This window comes from Acidobacteriota bacterium (genome assembly GCA_019347945.1).
Classification (GTDB): domain Bacteria; phylum Acidobacteriota; class Thermoanaerobaculia; order Gp7-AA8; family JAHWKK01; genus JAHWKK01.
This window is the reverse complement of record JAHWKK010000001.1, coordinates 186,301-205,991: the sequence shown is the minus strand read 5'-3', so window position 1 is coordinate 205,991 and position 19,691 is coordinate 186,301. Positions and strand designations below refer to the sequence as shown.

Annotated in this window: 20 protein-coding genes; 7 read left to right on the top strand and 13 right to left on the bottom strand. The window is 62.1% G+C overall.

Annotated features, from left to right (window positions below; all coding sequences use genetic code 11):
* Positions 1 to 33 precede the first annotated feature (33 nt).
* Together KY459_00900 and KY459_00895 are read right to left on the bottom strand one after the other, a co-directional pair.
* Positions 34 to 1,203, bottom strand: coding sequence for an O-antigen ligase family protein (locus tag KY459_00900; GenBank protein MBW3563267.1), 1,170 nt, complete (start codon positions 1,201 to 1,203; stop codon positions 34 to 36).
* 57 nt (positions 1,204 to 1,260) lie between these two features.
* Positions 1,261 to 1,524, bottom strand: coding sequence for a hypothetical protein (locus KY459_00895; protein MBW3563266.1), 264 nt, complete (start codon positions 1,522 to 1,524; stop codon positions 1,261 to 1,263).
* Positions 1,525 to 1,589: 65 nt separating this feature from the next.
* Between KY459_00895 and KY459_00890 the strand changes: the two genes are divergently transcribed.
* From KY459_00890 to thiL, 4 genes are read left to right on the top strand one after another with little or no spacing between them, the layout of a single operon-like run.
* Positions 1,590 to 2,681: a glycosyltransferase gene (locus tag KY459_00890; GenBank protein MBW3563265.1), complete on the top strand. Its 1,092-nt coding sequence runs from the start codon at positions 1,590 to 1,592 to the stop codon at positions 2,679 to 2,681.
* A gap of 18 nt (positions 2,682 to 2,699) precedes the next feature.
* Positions 2,700 to 3,944, top strand: coding sequence for an arginine deiminase (locus KY459_00885; GenBank protein ID MBW3563264.1), 1,245 nt, complete (start codon positions 2,700 to 2,702; stop codon positions 3,942 to 3,944).
* The gene (locus KY459_00880; GenBank protein ID MBW3563263.1) at positions 3,941 to 4,930 is read left to right on the top strand and encodes a carbamate kinase; all 990 of its coding nucleotides are present in this window, start codon (positions 3,941 to 3,943) and stop codon (positions 4,928 to 4,930) included. The genes KY459_00885 and KY459_00880 overlap by 4 nt, the downstream gene beginning before the upstream one ends.
* Positions 4,927 to 5,970, top strand: coding sequence for a thiamine-phosphate kinase (gene thiL / locus KY459_00875; GenBank protein ID MBW3563262.1), 1,044 nt, complete (start codon positions 4,927 to 4,929; stop codon positions 5,968 to 5,970). The genes KY459_00880 and thiL overlap by 4 nt, the downstream gene beginning before the upstream one ends.
* On the opposite strand, the gene KY459_00870 is transcribed toward thiL, so the two are convergent.
* The 9 genes from KY459_00870 to ffh all read right to left on the bottom strand — a co-directional run bounded on the left by KY459_00870 (position 5,944) and on the right by ffh (position 14,297).
* Complete coding sequence (locus KY459_00870; GenBank protein ID MBW3563261.1) at positions 5,944 to 6,267, bottom strand: hypothetical protein; 324 nt, start codon at positions 6,265 to 6,267, stop codon at positions 5,944 to 5,946. The genes thiL and KY459_00870 overlap by 27 nt on opposite strands.
* Positions 6,264 to 7,070: a sulfite exporter TauE/SafE family protein gene (locus KY459_00865; GenBank protein ID MBW3563260.1), complete on the bottom strand. Its 807-nt coding sequence runs from the start codon at positions 7,068 to 7,070 to the stop codon at positions 6,264 to 6,266. The genes KY459_00870 and KY459_00865 overlap by 4 nt, the downstream gene beginning before the upstream one ends.
* A 12-nt stretch (positions 7,071 to 7,082) precedes the next feature.
* Complete coding sequence (locus KY459_00860; GenBank protein ID MBW3563259.1) at positions 7,083 to 9,971, bottom strand: tetratricopeptide repeat protein; 2,889 nt, start codon at positions 9,969 to 9,971, stop codon at positions 7,083 to 7,085.
* A 12-nt stretch (positions 9,972 to 9,983) separates the two neighbouring features.
* Positions 9,984 to 10,589, bottom strand: a complete 606-nt coding sequence (locus KY459_00855; protein ID MBW3563258.1) for a ribonuclease HII — start codon at positions 10,587 to 10,589, stop codon at positions 9,984 to 9,986.
* Positions 10,590 to 10,638: 49 nt separating this feature from the next.
* On the bottom strand, positions 10,639 to 10,989 hold the full coding sequence (gene rplS, locus KY459_00850; protein MBW3563257.1) for a 50S ribosomal protein L19: 351 nt from the start codon (positions 10,987 to 10,989) through the stop codon (positions 10,639 to 10,641).
* A gap of 15 nt (positions 10,990 to 11,004) precedes the next feature.
* Entirely contained in the window at positions 11,005 to 12,366 is a 1,362-nt protein-coding gene (trmD, locus tag KY459_00845; protein MBW3563256.1) for a tRNA (guanosine(37)-N1)-methyltransferase TrmD, read from the bottom strand.
* Between the two features lie 22 nt (positions 12,367 to 12,388).
* A complete protein-coding gene (locus KY459_00840) occupies positions 12,389 to 12,619 on the bottom strand; it encodes a KH domain-containing protein (GenBank protein ID MBW3563255.1) in 231 nt (76 codons plus the stop codon).
* A complete protein-coding gene (gene rpsP, locus KY459_00835) occupies positions 12,616 to 12,861 on the bottom strand; it encodes a 30S ribosomal protein S16 (GenBank protein ID MBW3563254.1) in 246 nt (81 codons plus the stop codon). Before rpsP ends, KY459_00840 begins: the two co-directional genes overlap by 4 nt.
* 92 nt (positions 12,862 to 12,953) lie before the next feature.
* Positions 12,954 to 14,297: a signal recognition particle protein gene (gene ffh / locus KY459_00830; protein MBW3563253.1), complete on the bottom strand. Its 1,344-nt coding sequence runs from the start codon at positions 14,295 to 14,297 to the stop codon at positions 12,954 to 12,956.
* A gap of 122 nt (positions 14,298 to 14,419) precedes the next feature.
* Between ffh and KY459_00825 the strand changes: the two genes are divergently transcribed.
* Positions 14,420 to 15,055: an SDR family oxidoreductase gene (locus KY459_00825; protein MBW3563252.1), complete on the top strand. Its 636-nt coding sequence runs from the start codon at positions 14,420 to 14,422 to the stop codon at positions 15,053 to 15,055.
* Between the two features lie 300 nt (positions 15,056 to 15,355).
* On the opposite strand, the gene KY459_00820 is transcribed toward KY459_00825, so the two are convergent.
* Positions 15,356 to 15,955, bottom strand: coding sequence for an HNH endonuclease (locus tag KY459_00820; protein MBW3563251.1), 600 nt, complete (start codon positions 15,953 to 15,955; stop codon positions 15,356 to 15,358).
* A gap of 309 nt (positions 15,956 to 16,264) precedes the next feature.
* Here KY459_00820 and KY459_00815 point away from each other — a divergent pair, with 309 nt between their 5' ends.
* Both KY459_00815 and KY459_00810 read left to right on the top strand, forming a co-directional pair.
* Positions 16,265 to 17,749 carry a hypothetical protein gene (locus KY459_00815; protein MBW3563250.1) on the top strand — a complete coding sequence of 495 codons (1,485 nt, stop codon included), beginning with the start codon at positions 16,265 to 16,267 and terminating at the stop codon, positions 17,747 to 17,749.
* Positions 17,750 to 17,822: 73 nt separating this feature from the next.
* Positions 17,823 to 19,313 (top strand): hypothetical protein, encoded by a 1,491-nt coding sequence (locus tag KY459_00810; GenBank protein MBW3563249.1) that lies wholly within the window; start codon positions 17,823 to 17,825, stop codon positions 19,311 to 19,313.
* On the opposite strand, the gene KY459_00805 is transcribed toward KY459_00810, so the two are convergent.
* On the bottom strand, positions 19,277 to 19,690 hold the full coding sequence (locus tag KY459_00805; protein ID MBW3563248.1) for a DedA family protein: 414 nt from the start codon (positions 19,688 to 19,690) through the stop codon (positions 19,277 to 19,279). The genes KY459_00810 and KY459_00805 overlap by 37 nt on opposite strands.
* Between the last annotated feature and the right edge of the window lies 1 nt (position 19,691).

Genomic DNA, 19,691 nt, shown 5'->3' with positions numbered 1-19,691 from the left:
GCTCTCTCGTTCGACGCGGGCATTTTGGAAAGGTTACGGGTCGGCCACACCCTCGGCTCGTTCCGTTTGGCCCCCCAACAGAGCCTCGCCGGTGCGAATTCGCTCCCCTGCCATTCCGGCCAGGGAAAGACCCACCAGATCCAGAAATGTCATCATCACTTCGCTGTCTCCGAAGTTGAACTCGAACAGGCCGGCAACCGTCAGGCCGGCCGTCACTGCGAGCCCTCCCTGAGCCCAGACGCTCTGCCGGATCGCCGCCGGGAGGAAGAGGGCGACGAGAACCGCGAGCAGGCCGAGGTAGCCGAGCAGAGCTGTAATGCCCCGCTCCGCCCAGATCTGGATGACATTGTTGTGAAGATGGGGCAAACGGAAGCGGGGGGCGTCTTCAGCACGGTAGAGCGGATAAAGGCCTTTGACATTGCCCGGACCGACCCCGACCACCGGATGATCCCGGATCATCTCGATTCCTCCCTCGATCATTCGAAGCCGATCGAGATTCGAGGCCTGGGTCACGCTGACCGAGGAAACCGCGCGATCGAAAACCGTGCTCGGGCTCAAAACCACCCCCAGAATCAGCAGCGGCAGAGCGTACAGGACGAAACGGAAGCGACGTACGGCAACGAATACCAGCGCACCCGCCAGCCAGCCGATCCACGCTCCTCGCGTCAGCGTGAGCACGAGCGTCACCATCGTCAGACCGAGCGCCAGTCCGAGCAGCCACGACTTCCTTCTCCACGCATGCGCGAAGAGTAGAAGGGAAACCCCGACCAGGATGCCCGAGAGCGTCTGCACGTGCGCCGCGGGCCCGCTGATTCTGTGTTCGAGATCGTCGTAGCCGAGAACGAAATACTCGAAAACTCCCCACACCGAGATCATCACCGCCAGAAAAACGAAGGCGGCGAACACCCGACCGATCATCGCCTCGTCTCGACGGTACAGAGCAAGACCCAGAGGAAACGTCAGAAAGGTCATGATCTCGCTGACTTCGGTCAGGCTGCTGAGAGGGTTGTGTGCGAACGCGGCCGAAAGAATCGATCCGACGACAAAGAGCGCGAGCGGTCCATATACCGGAGAAAAGGGGACTGAAAGGTGATGCCTTCGAACGGCGATCGCTGCCGCGATGAGCGCAAGAACGAGAAAGCCCTCGGAACTGCTCGTCCACGCCTCGCAGATGATGTGACAGAGAAAAAGCGCAGCTGCCAACCCCGCGCTGACCGATCTCTCCCCCGGGGCGTTCAAGGCTCCACTCCGGAACTCGGATCAGCTCCCGGCAGTTTCGGTTCCGGAACCAGGCGCCAGACTCTCATCCGGAAGCATGACCGGGATGTCGCTCACGATCGGGTAGATACGACCGCATTGAGGGCAATGCAGCCCCTCCTCGACGACCGGTTCCTCGTCCCGCATCTTGTCGCGGTAACGGTCGATCACCGCAGCCCGCTCCTGATCCGGAAAGGGGACGAGCTTCACCGGAACCCGGTCGAGCGGACAGGCGAGAATGTCGAGAAGAGTCTGATCCACGGCCATTGTCGAAGTTTATCAGAACGACGGTCAGGGTTGCCCTCTTCGCCCTTCCTGTAAAATCGCCCGCCGTGAGGGTCCTCCATCTGACCTCGTTCGACCGCTGGACAGGGGCTTCGGCACCGGCGTTCGCGGAGGTCGAGGCGCTCAGAGAAAAAGGAGTCGACGCCCATTACGCATTCGCAACCGGAGCAAGCCTCGAAAGCAAGCTGGGGCACCTCCCCTTCACCCACTCGATCTTCCACCGCGCGCACACTCCCAGAGCCGTCATCCGAAGCGTCAACGCGCTGCGCGCCCTGGTGCGGGAGAAGAACTTCGAGCTGATCCACTGCCATCTCAGCCACGATCACTGGCTCGGCTACATCGCGCGGCGCCCATTGAAAAGGGTCGCGCTCGTCCGGACGTTTCACGCACGTCGAGCCTTTCGCGGCGATCTGCTGTCCCGCCGCCTGGTCGCGGGAACGGATGCAGTCGCCATCGTGAGCCCCGCTCTGGCGGATCATCCGCTCATTGCCGGGCGTTCTGCGAGACTGACCCCTCCTCCAGCCGAACCGCGCTACCGGCCCGACGGTCCGGACGTGAGGTCGGAGATCGGCGTCTCGCCTGAGACGTTCCTGCTCGGCTTCATCGGCAAGATCAGCCCAGGACGGGGATTCGAGGACGCCATTCGCACCCTGGCGCTCCTCCGGCTCCGCGACGAAGCCTATCGACTCCTGATCATCGGCCGCGGAGATCACCGTCCGAAGCTCGAGGAGCTCGCACGGGAGCTCCGAGTCGATGACTCCATCATCTGGGCCGGATATCACGAGGATGACCTCCCGGAACATTTCCGCGCGATCGATCTCCTGCTCTTCACCGCCCGCGGTTCCGACGAGGGGCACCGAGCCATCATCGAGGCGATGGCGTGCGGAACTCCTGCGGCGTCCTATCCGATACCGGGCACAGATTTCGTCCTCGGTTCCCTCGCCTCGTCCATGCGTTCCCCCGTGGCGACGCCCGAGGCGCTCGCAGCGCTCGTCCATGACCTTTTCGCGAAGGGAGACCTTTCCGAATTGAAGCGCCGGTCCCTCGAACGCGTTGCGGATTTCGCATACGGCCCGGCAGCGGATCGACTTCTCGAGCTCTATGATGACGCCTTCACCGCGATCGGTGCCCGTCCGTAACGGATAGAATCGGTATCGATGAAACTGAATGTCACAAGCGAGATCGGTCGGCTCGAATCCGTCCTGATCCACCTTCCAGGGCGTGAAATCGACGACATGATGCCCGCGATGATGGAGGAGCTGCTCTTCGACGACATCCTCTTCGGCCAGCTCGCGCGCGAAGAGCACCGCCGGTTCCAGCAGATCGTCTGGTTCGTCGCGGAAGAGATTCACGACCTTCAGAAGCTTCTCGAGGAAACCCTCGAGGACGAGGACGGCCGAGCCGCCGTTCTCGAAGATCTGAGGACGCGCGCGACGATACCCGCTCAGGCGCGGCAGATCCTCGTCGAGCTTCCTCCACGGCAGCTCGCCGAACATCTGGTCGGAGGAATGCTCAATGACGACAGCTCGACCTACACCCTGACTCCCACGCCGAATCTCTTCTTCACCCGGGACCCGCAGGTCATCGTCGGCGACGGGGTCGCGATCTCGGCAATGGCGACCGCCGCGAGGGCGAGGGAGTCGCTCATTTCGTGGTACGTCTTCCGGCACCATCCGGGATTCCGCGAGCGGGACATTCTCTGGACACCCGATCTGGTAGGCGGGTCCTATGCCCAGCGAGGGGCCACGATCGAGGGTGGAGATGTCCTCGTCGCCCGCGAAGACATCCTGGTCGTCGGCCTCTCCGAGCGTACGAATCGTCCCGGGATCGAATGGCTCGCCGAGTCGCTCCGGAACTCCAGCTCGGCGGTCAAGAAGATCTTCGTCGTCGAGTTGCCGAGCACACGCTCCTACATGCACCTCGATACCGTCTTCACGATCACCAACCGCAACGAGTGCATCGTTTTCCCTCCGGTCATTCTGGAGGGTGGCGATACCCGCCTCAGCGTCTATGAGATGGACCTCGGAGCATCGGAGCTCGGATATTCGATTCGTGACAACCTTCTCGGATCGCTCGCGAAGGAGGGACTCGATCTCGAGCCGATCCCGTGCGGAGGAAAGCGGCGGATCGATCAGGATCGGGAGCAGTGGACCGACGGTGCGAATGCTTTCGCCCTGGCCCCGGGCGTGATCCTCCTCTACGAGCGCAATCGGCGAACTGCCGACGAGCTCGACCTCAGGGGCTACGAGATCGTCGAGGAAGACGATCTTCTGCTCGGCCGGGTCGAGCTCGACGTGACCGGCAACAACAAGTATGCGATTCTGGTTCAGGGTCACGAGCTCTCGAGGGCCCGCGGTGGCCCGCGCTGCATGACGATGCCGCTTTCCCGCAAATCGATATGACGTGGAGTGAACCCCCAAAGCCGCTGGCGGTGGTCGCCTTCGGCGGAAATGCCCTGCTACCTGCCGAGGATCACGGAACGCAGGAGGAGCAGGTAGCACGCGCACGCCAGGCTGCGCGCTGGCTCGTTCCGATCGTCGAGCAGGGGTATCGTCTCGTCATCGTGCACGGAAACGGCCCGCAGGTCGGCAACATCCTGATCCAGGCAGAGGAAGCGTCGACGAAGATTCCTCCTCAGACACTCGACCTCGCCGTAGCCCAGACCGAGGGATCGATCGGTTTCATCCTCCAGCAGGCCCTCCGGAATCGCCTCGAGTTCGCGGGACTCCCTCCGTCGGTCGCGACTCTTCTGACGGAGGTAGCCGTCGATCCCCGCGATCCCGCATTCTCCGACCCGGCCAAGCCGATCGGACCGTTCTTCACCCAGTATCGCGCCGAGGCGCTCACCCGGGATTTCGGATGGACGATGCGCGAAGACTCCGGGAGGGGATGGCGTAAAGTCGTTGCTTCGCCGGCGCCGGTCGAGGTTCTCAACATCGAGGCCATCGAGGCGCTTCTGAAAGTCTGCACGGTCGTCATCGCAGGCGGGGGAGGCGGAGTGCCGGTCGTTCGGGGACGCGACCGGCAGTGGAGAGGTGTGGAAGCGGTGATCGACAAGGACCTGACCTCTGCCCTGCTCGCATCGAGACTCGAGGCGAAGCTGTTCGTGATCATCACCCCCGTCGCAAAGGTCTCGATCGATTTCGGCCGACCGTCTCAGAAGGATCTCGATTACCTTTCGCTCGAAGATGCGCGGAAATACATGCGCGAAGGACAGTTCCCTCGTGGCTCGATGGGACCGAAGATCACTGCCTCGATCAACTTCGTTGCGGAGACGGGTGGCGAGGTGCTGATCACGAATATCGACGAGCTTCAGGAAGCGCTGAACGGTGAATCCGGGACGAGAATCGGAGGCGAGCCCAGCCGCTTCGCCGCGAGCGCATCGTGAGTACCCCCCTTTCGGACGAAACGGATTTTCTTCGCCTGCTTCACGAGCTTTTCCCGGACCACCACACCCCGGTCGGAATCGGCGACGACGCGGCCGTCATCGAGATCTCAGAATCACTCGTGACGACGACCGACACGCTCATCGAGGGAATCGACTGGCACGCCGATGATCCAGTCGACTCGATCATCCACCGCGCGTTCACTGCAAATCTTTCGGATCTCGCCGCGATGGGTGCGACCCCTCACCATGTTCTGCTGACACTCTGCTGGCCGACCGAGCACACGAGTGAGCTCGAACCGCTTCTCCGCGTCGTACGCGAGCAGTGCAACATGCATCGGGTATTTCTCGTGGGAGGAGACCTCAGTTCCGCGCCGATTCGGATGATCTCGATCGTGGCGAACGGTGTTCTCGAGGGCCGCGACCCACTTCTCCGGCAAGGTGCCCGGCTGGGTGAGAGAATCTTTCTCAGCCGGCCGGTGGGAGGCGCGGCGTCGGGGCTCGCGCTTCGTTCCCGGGGATGGCAGCCTGGTCACCGGGCCATCCCCCCCGCGGGAACAAAGCCACCGTGGGAACTGATCGAGATGGCCGGGTCACTTCTTCGCGCACACCTCTATCCGTCACCCGAGACGGCGCTCGGCATCCGGCTGAGCTCCGAGCGCGTAGCATCGTCGGCGATCGACCTCTCGGATGGGCTCTCGACGGATCTCGACCGACTGTGCAAGGCATCCGGATCCGGAGCGCAACTCGACTGGGATCGCATCCCCCCTTTTCCCGACCTTTTCCGTTACGCAGCCGGTCTCGATCTCGATCCCAGGCGGGCTGTTCTTCACGGCGGCGAGGAGTACGCCCTGCTTTTTACCTCGAGCCTGACGGAGTCGCGGCTGAGCGAGCTCTGCGGACGCCCGGTTTATTGGATCGGCTCGATCGTCGAAGGGACCGGGGTCATCCTCAAAGATGGCCCGAGCGAAACGATCCTCGAGCCGGAGGGCTGGGACCACTTCGGAGAGCGTCAGTCAGGCGAGAATTCCGATCGTCAGTGAAACCAGGATCATCAGGATCACGAGAGCGCCCGCCAGCGCCGTGCGCCGATCTCCCTCTCGGCCGAATACCACGCTTGCCGCAATCGTGCGCACAGCCGCAATGGCCATCAGCATCAGAACACCGAGGTGGAGAGCAGCCGCACCGAGCCCTCTTTCGAGCATCAGGTCGGCTGCGACCGACTCGGGTCCTACGGGGAGATCGACACCCGCCTCGAGCCCGAGACCCGCAACGAAAAGCGCGAGCGCAATCAGAAGCGCGATCGTGATGGTCAGGGCGGCGACCGAGTGCACTTTCACCGATCCCCCCCGACGAGCATTCGAACGGCGATGATCATCATCACGAGCGCAAAGATTCGCTGGAGCGACTCCGATCGCAGCCTCGAGTAGGTCATTGCGGCGAGTCTCGAGCCGGCGAGCACACCGATCGCGACCGGCGCCGTCACCGCGGCATCGAGATGGCCGATCCCGTAGTAGACGATCGCGCCCGCGGCCGCGGTCGTACCGAGCATGTATCCCGATGTGGCCGTCGCCGCTTTCATCGGGAGTCCGGCCATCAGTGAGAGCATCGGGACCTGGATGATCCCGCCACCGATGCCGAGAAGTCCCGAGAGCACACCAGCGAACGACGAGACACCATACGCGCCGCGAAGGTTCCTCACCGAGTAGCCGATGGTCTCGCCCGACGCTCCGTCGAAGTAGCTGCTCGTAAACGCCCCCGAGGCTATCTGCTGTGCGCTGGCAGGCTCGGAGCGCCGCAACATGACGATCGCCATGATGCCCATGACGGCGCCGAACACTCGGCCGAGCGCGTCCCCGGAAAGGGTGCCACCGAGAAGTCCGCCCAGAATGGCGCCGGCGATCGTCCAGAATTCGAGTCGCATCGACAGCGACAGATTCACGTAGCCGCGTTTCAGATTGGATGGAGCCGCACCACTCGATGTCGCGATGGCGCAAACGAGCGAAGCTGCGATGGCGCTGTGAATCGGCAGACCCGCGAGAAGCGTGAGCGCCGGTACGATGATCAGTCCCCCACCCAGCCCCAGCACGCCGCCAACGAATCCGGCGAAGAGTCCGGTGAGAGCCAGGAGCGCGAGGGTCAATGGAAGTCCGGCTCAGGCGTTCTGAAGCTCGCGAATTCGCTCCGCGACGTCGCGATAATTCGAATTGACTCCGTAAATCTCGACGAACGCCTTGTGAGCCTGCGCCGTATCGCCGATCTGCTGGTAGGCATTTCCGAGCTCGTACATCAGGCCGAGATGCTCATCCTCGGTCGTTTCGGGCAGCTCGATCCCTTTCGTGTACCACTTGATCGCCAGCTGAGGCATCCCCTTTTCGAGAAAACAGAGCCCGAGCATCGAGCAGCACTCCACCGCGCGCTGCGGGTCCTTCGAAGCGATCTGGAACTCGCCGATGGCTTCGTCGGTGAGCCCCATCTCCTTGTAGGCGATTCCGAGATTGTAGTGAGTGTCGTAATCTTCACTGTCGAGCTGTTCCTCGACGCCCTTCTTGAACTCGCGGAACACGTCCTCGAGAGACTGCTCTTCGTCTTCTACGGTGACGTCCCCGTCGAGGTCTCCGCCGAGCTCTTCTTCCAGTTCCGCGGCGAGATCGAAGAAATCGTCCTCGTCGGCGAACAGTGACTCTTCATCCTCTTCGGAGATCGTGACGGATGGAGCCTCGGATGCGGGAGGCTCAACGGCCATCCCTGCCTCGACCGGTTCCTCGTCGGGGAGCAGGCTGGACAGCTCGGACTCGATATCGAGCGACGGAGGTGCAGCCGCTTCCTCCTCCGCCGCCGTCGTGCGTTCCGCCTCCTCCCTGGCAACTCGTTCCATCCGACTCGCGATCTCGTCCGAGCCCGGGTGCTTCGCCTGGAGCTCCTGAAGCCTTTCGCGCGCCTCGTCATACAACTGCTCGTCGATGTAGAAGTCGACCTCGGACAGCACGGCATGGTCCATCGGTCCGGCGGCCACGGGAGGTTTCTCTTCGACCGTGGCCTCGTCCCCGAGGTCGAGCTCGACGGCTTCCTCCTCTTCAATCTCGATCTCCGAAACCGGCTCCTCGGTTTCAAACTCGAGGTGGGGCTCTTCCGTTTCGAGCTCGACGACTTCTTCCTCGAGATCAATCTCGATCGGAGCCTCCATCTCGATCTCCATGGCCTCATCCGCCGCTTCAATCTCGATTGCATCCTCCGCGACGTCCAGCTCCAACTCTTCCGGTTCCTCTCCGGTGTCGAAGCTGATCTCTTCGATCGGGGACTCTTCGATGTCGATCGATACCGAGTCGTCCACGTCGACGGCGAGTACGGCATCTCCGGAGTCGTCGATTGTCAGATCATCGATCTCGTCCAGCTCGACACTCGGAGCGGAAACACGGCCCGAGTCGGCGGGCGAGACCGTCATTCCACGAGCGGCCAGTTCGTCTTCGACCTTTCGCAGCTCGTCCTCATCTCCTCTGCTGCGCAGGAGGCCGATCAGCGGACTCGCGATGTTGCTCGCGTTGTCGTTCTGTCCCTCGTCGAGGTACGCGCGAAACAGCTGCTGATACGCGGGGAGATGGTCGGGCACCTGGCTGATCACCTTCTGCAGGTGCTCGATTGCTCGATCGATCAGGCCGTACTTCGAAAAAACTTCGGCCTCCGTCATGTGCTCGACGATGAAGTTGGTCATCGCCTCGTCGTCGTCATCCTCGATGCCCGTCGATGAATCCGTGACTTCCTCGAGATCGAGCTCTGCCGAGGCGCCGATCTCGATCTCCGGCTCGATGGCGACCTCGGCTTCCGGTTCCGGCTCCAGCTCGAGCTCCGGCTCCGGCTCGACGGCGGGTGCAGTTCCGGTGGATCCGCGAAGCATCGCCAGCTTCTTTCGAATCTGTTCGTTCTCCGGTTCGCGCTCGAGGATCTGTTCGAGCGCCGAAGCCGCCGCCTCGTTCTCCCCCATTGCCCGGTGTGCCTCGGCGAGCGCATTGAGAGAGGTGATGATCTTTGTTTCCTGATTCGCCCGACGATAAACCTCGACCACCTGCCGAAGAGTCGGGATGTGGCTGGCGTCAGTCTCGAGGACGCCGTTGAGCAGGCCGATCGCTCCCGAAACATCCCCGGCGTCGGCGCGCGCGTTGACCACCGGCTCGAGAATCTCCTGAGCGAGGTCCGCCGAGGCTTCAGCAAGATACAGCTCCGAGAGCGCGATCCGTGAATCATGGTCCTGGGGCAGAACCGCAACGGCCTCTTCCAGAACAGTCTTCGCCTTGCCTCGCTGGCCGGATTCGAGCAGGGTTCGTCCATACAGTGAGGTGAGCTTCCCGTTTGACGGATTTTCCGCTCTCGCGGACTCGAGCAGGACCAGGGCCTGCGCTGCCTGACCGGCTTCGGTCATGGCGCCGGCCAGCGACCCGATCAGGTCGACATTGTCGGGATCGATCTTCAGGGCCTTCTTGAACACCTGGACGCTTTCGTCGACCATCCCTTTCCGGAGCAGCATCCGGCCGACCTTTTCGTATTGTTCGAGCGCTTTGTCCTTTTCGCCGGACGCATGGTGAAGATCGGCCAGCTTGACGTGGACATTGATCGAGTTTGGATCGAGCTCGGCGATCTTCCGGTAGGTTTCGAGAGCGGACTTGGTGTTTCCCTGCTTCGTCGCCGCATCCGCAAGCACTATGTACTGGCTCTTCGCCTCCATCGCCAGCCCCTGACGCGAGTAGAGCTCGGCGAGCTTCTCGTAAACGTCGAGACGCGAAGGATCGAGCTTGTTGATCTTCTTGAAGATCGCGATGGCCTTGAGGAAAAACCCGTCGCGCGAGTAGTGCTCGGCAATCCGGCTGAAAACGTTTACCGCCTCCTGCGTTTTGTTGGCGCGAACCCACAGATCCCCCACCCGGTTGAGGGTATTGACGTCGCTGGGGCTGTCTTTGAGGATCATCTCGTACTGGCCGATCGCCTCCTCGATCTTCCCTTTCGAAACGAGCTTCTCCGCCTTCGCGATGATTTTGTCGCGGGATGCCATCGGTTCAGGAGTTTAGTCGAAAAGGCCCACCGATTTCACCGAGCCGAACGTCCGGCGATGAATCGGAGTTGGACCGAGAACCTCGAGCGCCTGTCTGTGAGTTTCGGTCGCGTACCCTTTGTTCCGCGAAAAATCATACTCCGGGTAGAGCCGATCGTAGGAGTCCATCAGAGCATCCCGATACACCTTCGCAACAATCGAAGCTGCAGCGACGGCACAGACGCGACTGTCTCCATGGAGGACCGCAATCTGAGGAACGTGAAGTCGATCGATGCATACCGCGTCGGTGACGACGATCTCCGGTCGGATGTCCAGATCGAACACGCTGCGAAGCATCGCCAGCTTGCTCGCCTCGAGAATGTTGATTCGATCGATCACCACAGGCTCGATCACGGAAATCGTCACGCAACGCGCCTTCTCGACGAGCAGAGGGAGCATCCGGAGCCGCCAGGCCGGGTCGAGCAATTTGGAGTCGTCGAGTCCGAATAACGGACAATCCGGCTCGAGAATGACCGCCGCTGCCACCACGGGGCCGGCCAGACATCCCCGGCCAACCTCGTCCGTCCCCGCGATGGAGCGGAATCCGAAGCGGCGCAACTCGCGCTCCAGCTCCCCCATCTCGGCAAGACGGGCGAGCTCTTCGATCAACCCGGGGAGAAACCCCTGGTCAGCGCGAGCGTTTTTCTTCGATGCGAGCCGCCTTGCCACGGAGATCCCGCAGATAATACAACTTTGCCCGCCGAACCCGGCCCTGACGTCCCACCTCGATCCGATCGATCGATGGCGAATAAAGGGGGAAAATCCTCTCCACTCCGACTCCACCGGAGATCTTGCGGACCGTGAAACTCTCCCCGAGACCTCCGCCCCGGCGCGAGATGACGAGTCCCTCGAAGATCTGAATGCGCTGTTTGTCGCCTTCCTTGACCTTCACGTGAACCTTGACGGTGTCACCCGGCCCAAAAGGCGGAATTTCCCTCTCCATCTGACTCTGCTCGAGTTTGCGGATCATGTCGCTCATCTCGGTGACTCTCTTTCAATCTGCCGCATCAGCGGATTTTGTCGTCTCGTTCCGGATTTCCTCGAGAAGCTTACGGGCTTCGTCATCGAGCTCCACTTTCTCGAGGAGATCGGGGCGCTTCACCGCCGTCGCGCGCAAAGCCTCTCTTTTTTTCCAGATCCTGATTCGCTCGGCGTGTCCCGAAAGCAGCACCTCCGGAACATCCATACCTCGAAAACTCGCTGGTCTCGTGTAGTGAGGATGATCGAGCAAACCGTAGTAAAACGAATCCCTCTCCACCGAATTCCGCTCCCCGACCACTCCTTCGACCATTCTTCCGATTGCGTCGATCAGCACCATCGTCGGCAGCTCTCCACCCGAGACGACGAAGTCTCCGATCGAGATCTCCATCGCTCTCAATCCTTCGAGAACCCGTTCGTCGACCCCCTCGTAGCGGCCGCAGATGATGATCAGATGACTCCTCCCGGCGAGCTCGCCGGCCAGCGGCTGGTCGAGGTGCCTTCCCTGAGGCGAGGGGAGGAGAACCGTCCCTCCCTCACCGCCCTCGCGGATCGCATCGACGCAGCGGAAAATCGGCTCGGCCAGCATGACCATCCCCTCGCCGCCACCGTAAGGGGCGTCGTCGGTCGAGCGATGGCGGTCGGTGGCGTAGTCGCGAAGATCATGGACCCGCAGCTCGAGGATGTTCGCACCGATGGCGCGCCCGATCACTCCCTCGGCCCGAATCGCGTCGAACATACCCGGGAAAATCGTGATCACGTCGACGAGAAGCCGCGGTTCGGACAGCGGTTCGACTGCCGGCCTCGACGCCGCACCGGTCCGCTCCACAGGGACAGCTTCCGCATTGCGCTCGTCGATCAGCCCTTCTGGCAGATCCGCCACAATTCTTCCTTCCGCCGGGTCGATGACGGGGAGGAGAGCCCCCACGAACGGAACGTCGAACGTTTCCCCTTCGGGACGTCGCACCGTGAGGAGCAGGCCCCCGCCTCCCTCCCCGACCGCGACGACCCGGCCCAGGGTCTCGTTCCCGGTGTCGACCATCTCCAGACCGACGAGCTCGTCGATCCAGTACTCCCCCTCGTCGAGCTCGCGCCGTTCATCCTGCGGGATCTCGAGAGTCCAGCCTCGCAGCTCGTCAATTCGCTCGGGGGTCTCGATTCCCGAAAAAAGAACCAGCTCGCGCCCCGCGTGCGATCGGGCCGAGATCACCTCGAGATCAAGTCGCTCGGTACGATCCGGGGAGAGGAGGATGACCCTGCGGAGATTCGTGTAGCGTTCGGGATCGTCGGTCCAGCTCTCGACGCTTGCTTCCCCCCGGACGCCGTGGGGCTTCCGGATCACGCCGATGGCGACGAGATCGTCGAGGTCGAGGCTCATGGGTTCGGCCCGAAGCGCCGGCTCAGTCGAGAATGTCGAGCTCGTACCGGCGGCTGGTCTTCGCGCCGGCGGCCGAGAGGATCGTCCGGATGGCGCGAGCGGTACGACCCTGGCGCCCGATCACCTTTCCCAGGTCGTCCTGGCCGACGGTCAGTTCGTAGACCGTCACACCGCGATCATCGAGCTCGTCGACCCGAACTTCGTCCGGTTTGTCGACCAGCGATCGGGCAATGAACTCGACGAGACTTCTCATTCGGCAGCCGGTGTTTTCCTGAGGATGGTACGGACCGTGTCGGAGAGCTGCGCGCCCTGCCCGACCCAGTAATCGACGCGCTCACGGTCGATCTCGATCTTTGCGGGGTTGGCGGCCGGATCGTAGGTTCCGATCTGTTCGACGGTCGCAGCGCGCGGCGTGCGGCGCGAATCCGACACCACCACCCGGTAGAAGGGAGTGTGGGTTGCACCCTGACGGCGCAGGCGAATTTTCAGCATCAAATGACTCCTGAACTTCCTGTTAAGCCTGAATCGGCTGGATTTACGCCCCCCGGCCACGACGGCCAGTCGGCGACTTCCCGGTAACGCCCGCCCTATCCGAACAATTCCGGAGGCAGACCGCCCCGCATCCCCTTGCCGAACTTCCTCGGGCCGAAGCCTTTCGAGAAGCGCTTCATCATCTTCCGCATCGTCTGGTATTGCTTCATCACGCGGTTGACCTCCTGCACCGTCGTCCCCGAGCCTTTCGCGATCCGCTTTTTGCGCGATCCATTGATGAGCTGGGGATGCTCCCGCTCCCTGACCGTCATCGAGTCGAGCACCGCCTGCATCCGGACGATGACACTCTCGTCGACGTCTTCCTCGTTCACCCGGGGGACGTTCGGAAGCATCCCGAGAATCTGCGACATCGGCCCCATCTTGCGGAGCTGCTGAAGCTGGTTGCGGAGATCCTCGAGGGTGAACTTGTTCTTCGCGACCTTCTTCGCGAGCTTCTCGGCTTCTTTCTGGTCGACCTCGGTCTCGACCTTCTCGATCAGCGACAGCACGTCGCCCATGCCGAGAATGCGCTGCGCCATCCGGTCGGGATGAAACTGGTCGAGATCCTCGAGCTTCTCGCCCGTTCCGACGAACTTGATCGGCCGGTCGACGACGGCCTTGATGGAGAGCGCGGCTCCTCCCCTCGCGTCGCCGTCCAGCTTCGTGAGGATCACTCCCGTGAGACCGACCTGTTCGTCGAACTGCTGAGCGGACTTGACCGCATCCTGGCCGGTCATCGCATCGGCGACGAAGAGGATCTCCGAAGGATTGACCGCTTCCTTCATGCCGCCGAGCTCCTTCATCAACTCTTCGTCGACGTGGGTCCGTCCCGCCGTGTCGAGGATGACGGTATCGAACAGAAGCGTGCGCGCTTCCTTCAACGCGCGTTTCGCGATGCTGATCGGGTCGCGGTCCTCACCGATCTCGAAGAACTCGACCCCCGCCCTTCCGGCGACGACGCGAAGCTGTTCGATCGCAGCCGGCCGGTAGACGTCACATGGGACCAGCAACGGCTTCCTTCCGCGGTTCTTCAGATGAATCCCCAGCTTTCCTGAGGTCGTCGTCTTACCCGAGCCCTGGAGACCGGTCATCATCACCGTCGCGGGCTCACCCACGAGAGCGAGCCCGACATGCGCCCCTCCGAGAAGCTCCTGCAGTTCGTCGCGTACGATCCTGGTGATCTGCTGAGTCGGAGAGAAGGCCGTCAATACCGACTCGTCGAGCGCCCTCTCCCGAATCCGCGAGGTAAACGACTTGACCACCCGGAAGTTGACGTCCGCTTCGAGCAGTGCCACCCGGATGTCCTTGAGGGCCTGCTCGACGTGCCACTCGTTGATCTTCGCTTCGCCCCGCAGGACCTTGAACGTCCGCTCGAGCCTGTCCTGAAGATTGTCGAACATTGCGCGCAGGGCAACGCAGGCGTCGCTGCGTATAATCCGATCACCCCGGATCGGTTACGGGATCTCGCCGCGGAGCGGGAGGAACTGCACTTGCAGAAACACGCCCCGATGAGGGGAAGAGCCTGGAAAATCTGAAGATCGCAGTTTTTGGAGCAACCGGCGGCACGGGACGCGAGATCGTCGGCCAGGCCGTCGAGCGCGGCTGGGACGTCACCGCCTTCGCGCGTGACCCGATGGATCTCCGTTTCATGCTCGATTTCGTCCGCGTCATCAAGGGCGACGCCTTCGATCCCGATCGGGTCCGCTACGCAATCGAAGGACAGGACGCCGTTCTCTGCGCCCTCGGCACCGATCTGCTCCACCGCGATGATCCGGTGGCTTCGGAGGGGACACGCAACATCATCACGGCAATGAAGGATCTCGGTGTCCCCCGTCTCGTCGTCATGTCGGCATTCGGCATCGGTGACAGTCAGACTCGGATGAATCCGACCGCCCTGGCTCTGATGGACAAGATGCTCGGCCCGATCATGCACGACAAACACGATCAGGAAGAGCTCGTGCGGCAGAGCGGGCTCGAGTGGGTCATCGTTCGACCCGTCCGGCTCGGCAAGGGCCCCCTCACCGGAGTCTACCGGGCATCGCCGGAGCTCTCACCGAGATTCACCGCAAAGATCTCGCGCGCCGACGTCGCACACTTCATGCTCGATCAGGCACGTCGCCGACGCCATCTCGGAACCGCGGTCACTCTCGCTTACTGAGAGTGTCGGCTCGAGAGGCGAGCGGCGAGCGGCGAGCGGCGAGGGATGCAGTTTCCAGTTGCCAGTTGCCAGTTGCCAGTGTGCAACTAGGTTGATGGTTGCCACTCTGGTCCAGGTTGATGGTTACCACCCTGTGACGGCGGCAGGAGCTGTGGGAATGTGTAAAAGCGGGCGCGAGGACTGGCTCGTCTCTCCGGGCAGCCCGCACCAGCGGGCGACAGAATCGATCCCGATTTCAAGCATCATGCGCACCGGCAACTGCGAACTGGAAACTGCAACCTCTCGGCCCTCGCCTCGAATCTAGTCCTGATCCAGCTCGACGTTCCAGTACGCCGCATCCAGAAAGTTCTTCCACACTTCCGGATAACAGCGTCCCTCGAAACGGCGCAGCGGATGCCATCTCGGTCGCACCGGCTCGTTGATCAGATGCATTCCGCACTCCTCGGGGAGCCGGTTTCCCTTTTTAACGTTGCATTTCAGGCACGCGCAGACCACGTTCAGCCAGGTCGATCGTCCGCCGCGCGAGATCGGCACGACGTGATCGAGCGAAAGCTCCGAGGAGGAGAATTTCCTGCCGCAATACTGGCAGCGGTTGCGATCGCGGAGGTAGATATTCGCTCGGGAGAACTTCACCTCCTGCACCGGTACGCGATCGAAGCGGAGCAATTGCACCACATGCGGAACCGGGATCGCCCGCGTAGGCGTGAGGATCACGTCGTCGACGGGCTGGGCCGGAATGTCTCGCCAGTTCTCGAAATCGTAAGTCGTGTAATCCGCGGCGACTGCCCGGACCCGCCCGCTGTAAAGAAGCGAAACGGCTCTTTTGACGGAGGTCACCTGGATCGCCTGAAAAACGCGATTCAGAACGAGGACCTGATGATCGAGAACGCTGACCGACACATTACCTCCCCACTCGATTATACCGAAGCTGACTGTCACGTTAATGAGTGATGCTTAAGCTATACAACAAGTCATGCTGAAATTTAATCACACGGGTAGAAGACTCCAACGGAGTCCGCCATCCCGCCCCAGCTGCAACGTTTTAGCCGAATCCCGGTGGTTGAAAATTCCCCACGGTTCGTGTGATAGTACGCAGGCGCTCGACAGAGCCTGAACGGGTTTTCGGGGTGTGTAGCACCTCGTCATTGTGTGTGGATAAGAGTGGACCGGATCGATATCCGGTCTCGGGTGTGCTTTTCTGGAGGATTTATGCGCTCAACTTCTCGAGTTGTCTCGACCGTTGCCGTTCTCGCCCTGGTGCTCGCGCCCGTGGCGATCGCGGATCATCTTGTGGCGGACTGCCCGCTGACCCTGGTCGGACAGGCAAGCGCGTCAGGCGATTTCGATTCGTCACCGCACGGCATCTTCAAGAATGGATCGGTCGTCTATTCGCTTCAGGGGCGGACGCTGACGACGTTCAACGCGACGGCCACCGGTGAGCTTTCGGTCGCACGAGAGGATCTCCTCGGCAACCTCGCTGCAAACGACGTCGACGGCGGGGTCGCCTACTCCAACGGCTTCCTCTTCATCACCAGCGGCAACGGTCTCGAGATCTACGACCTCCGCAACACTCACGGCGGCTCGGGCGGCGAAGCACCGGTCCGGGTCTCGCGCACGCTGATGCCTCACTATCGCGAGATCGCCGTCCAGGGCAACGTGCTCGCGGGCATTTTTCCGGCCGACGAGCTTCCCTGCATTCCGAACGGCACGGCGGCCTGTGCGAATGCCATCGACCTCTGGAGCATCGCAAACCTCGGCGCACCGACTCTGGTGAGCAGCATCTCATCGGCAAACGCCACTTTTCGCGGATTCAACGACATCGCGTTCGTGAACGGTTTTCTCTATGCGACCGGATTCGGCGGAACTCACGCGTGGAATGTTTCGAACCCGACGGCACCGGTTGGAATGAGGAACTTTCCGACGCAGGGAGCCTTCCTGGTCACCAATGGAAACAATCTCCTCGGCATCGGACAGGAGACCCTCGTCGGCGTCTTTCTGGTCGGACCCGGCCCGGACCTCGGATTTTTCGCCGTTCATACGCTCCCGACGGTCTTCGACCACAGCAACAGCATCCGGTTCAACCACGACGCATGGATCGACAGCTCCCGACTGATTACTCTGATCGACGAGGTCGATCCGATGACCCGCGAATCGGCCAGGACGATCGCGTTCGACGTGTTCGATTTCTCGGTGCCATTCGTCAACGGTTCGTACCCTCGACTGTTCGAGAACATCTCCTACACCCGGTCCGACGAAGTGCTCCACTCGCCCATCGCCGTCGGGCCGATGGTCTACGTCAGCGGAGAGAGGACCGGAGCGCAGATCTGGGGCGCCTGTGGGCAGCTGGCGGGTGAGATCGAGCTCGATCGCGTCACCGCACTTCCCTGTGGCGGCGCCCAGGTCCGCGGATGGGTCAGCGGCCAGCACGGCGTTACCGAGCTCGAGCTGTTCCTCGACAACACGTCTCTCGGCTTCGCGACCATCGGAACACAGAGAACCGACATCACGTCGAGCCGGCCCGTCTTTAACTGGTCGGTCAATGTCGAGCTCGACAACACATCTGCCGGAGAGCACATCCTTCGGGCCATTGCGACCGACAGAGAGAACAATCGCCGGCAGATCGCCAGCGAGATGTTCAACTTCCCGGGTCCCGGCGATAACTGCGTCAACCGCCGCAAGGGCACCCGGCGCTGAACCGGCGAGCTCGTCCATGATCGAGAGCGGGCCTGAAAAGCCCGCTCTTTTTCGTTGCGGCTAAACTCTCGACGTGAGCCACCGCACACGAAGCGCCCTCCTGATTTTCGCGATGGGCTTCCTCTCGGGCGCCTGGTTTTTCAACGGGGGCGGCCAGAACCAGAACGTCAACTTCGATCTGGCGCGTGCCGTCGTCGAGCATCGATCCGTTCGTGTCGATGACTTCCGTGACAATACCGTCGACCTCTCGTACTCGAACGGCCACTACTACTCCAACAAGCCTCCCGGGATCTCACTGCTGGCAGCACCCTCGTACCTCCTGTCGCGTCTCGTGACGCGGCGCCTCGATCTGTCACCCACGCTCCGTCTGACGCTCGACCAGTACGTGGCCACCGCGCTCGTTTGCGCGATTTCGCTCGGACTGATCGGCGTTGTCCTGTTCCTGACCGGGCTCGAGTGGGGTGTCGAGCCGCGATGGGCCGCCCTCGTAGCGGTGAGCACCATGCTCGCCACTCCACTTCTCCCTTATGGCACGATGCTCTTCGCGCATGTTCCCAACGCGCTCACGACACTCGGTGCTCTCTACTACGCCACGCGGTCCCGTCCCTCCCCGATTCTCTCGGGAGTCTGCGCGGGGATGGGTGCCTGCCTCAACTATCTGTCGATTCCCGCCGCTCTCGTCCCGCTGTATTTTCTCCTGCGAGGCGACGATCGGGCCCGGCGAACGGTTCGCTTTCTCGCCGCAACGCTCCCTTTCGCGCTGTTGATGATGGCGTATCACTGGTACGCGTTCGGCTCGCCCTTCACGACGGCGATCTCGTCGACCAGTGTCGAGTTCATCACCCCGGGGGCACCGCTCGGCGTTCTTCACACTCCGAGCATCGCGGCGCTCTGGGGGCTACTCGGGTCGAAATACAGGGGGCTCTTCTTTCTCGCGCCCTTCCTCGTCGTCGCGGTCGCGGGACTGTGGAAAATGCGCACCCGGCCCTTCGTCGTTGGATCCGCTGCGACTATCGCGCTCTTTCTGGCGTTTTTCAGCGCCTTCAATGGCTGGCACGGAGGCTACACCTACGGTCCCCGTTACATCCTTCCAGTCGTTCCGTTGATCGCGGCCGGCCTTTTCGCCATCCGGAAACGGATCCCGAGGCTGGTCGTCCTCGCTCTGCTCGCGTGGAGCTTCCCGATCAACATGCTGGCGACCGCCGTCGACCCGCAGGTGCCGGAGGTGCTCGAGGATCCCGTGTTCGATTACATTGTCCCGACGTTCCTCACCGGCGTGCCGCCTTTGATCTCCGATGCTCCATGGCTTCACGACTTCTTCATCGGATCGGTCGGAGTCAACAGGCTGACCGTTGCGGAGAGACAGATCTATCGGAAGCACGAACCCGGGAGTCCGGAGACCGACTGGGCGGCATTCAATCTCGGAGAGCCCTTCTTCGGCGTCGGCTCGCGCGTTTCGCTTCTCCCGCTGCTCGTCGTCCTCGCGATCCTGTTGCTCACCCTCGATCGGTCCGTGCGCCGGCTCGGTCAGATCGACAGCGCCAGCCAGGCAACCACACCATAACGAGCAACCTTGCCTCCGACGATCCACGGAATGATCGATCCGAGACTGATTCGTGCAGCTCCGGCCAGCCCGACCAGGAGGTCGCCCAACACCGGAACCCAGGAAAGCACGAGCGCCGGCTTTCCGTAGCGTGTCAGGATCCTCACCGCCTCCGGACCGCCCCTCATGGCGACGATCTTCGTGGCGAATGCTTTTCCGACCCTCGTGCCCATCCAGTACAGCGTACAGGCTCCGAGCGTGTTTCCGACTGTTGCGATTGCGACCGGGAACGCGACGGTGTGGGAGTCGCGGACCAATCCGATCAGCAGCGGTTCCGAGCCGACCGGCAGGATCGTCGCAGCGAGAAAACTCCAGAGAAAGAGGGCTGTCCAGGTCATT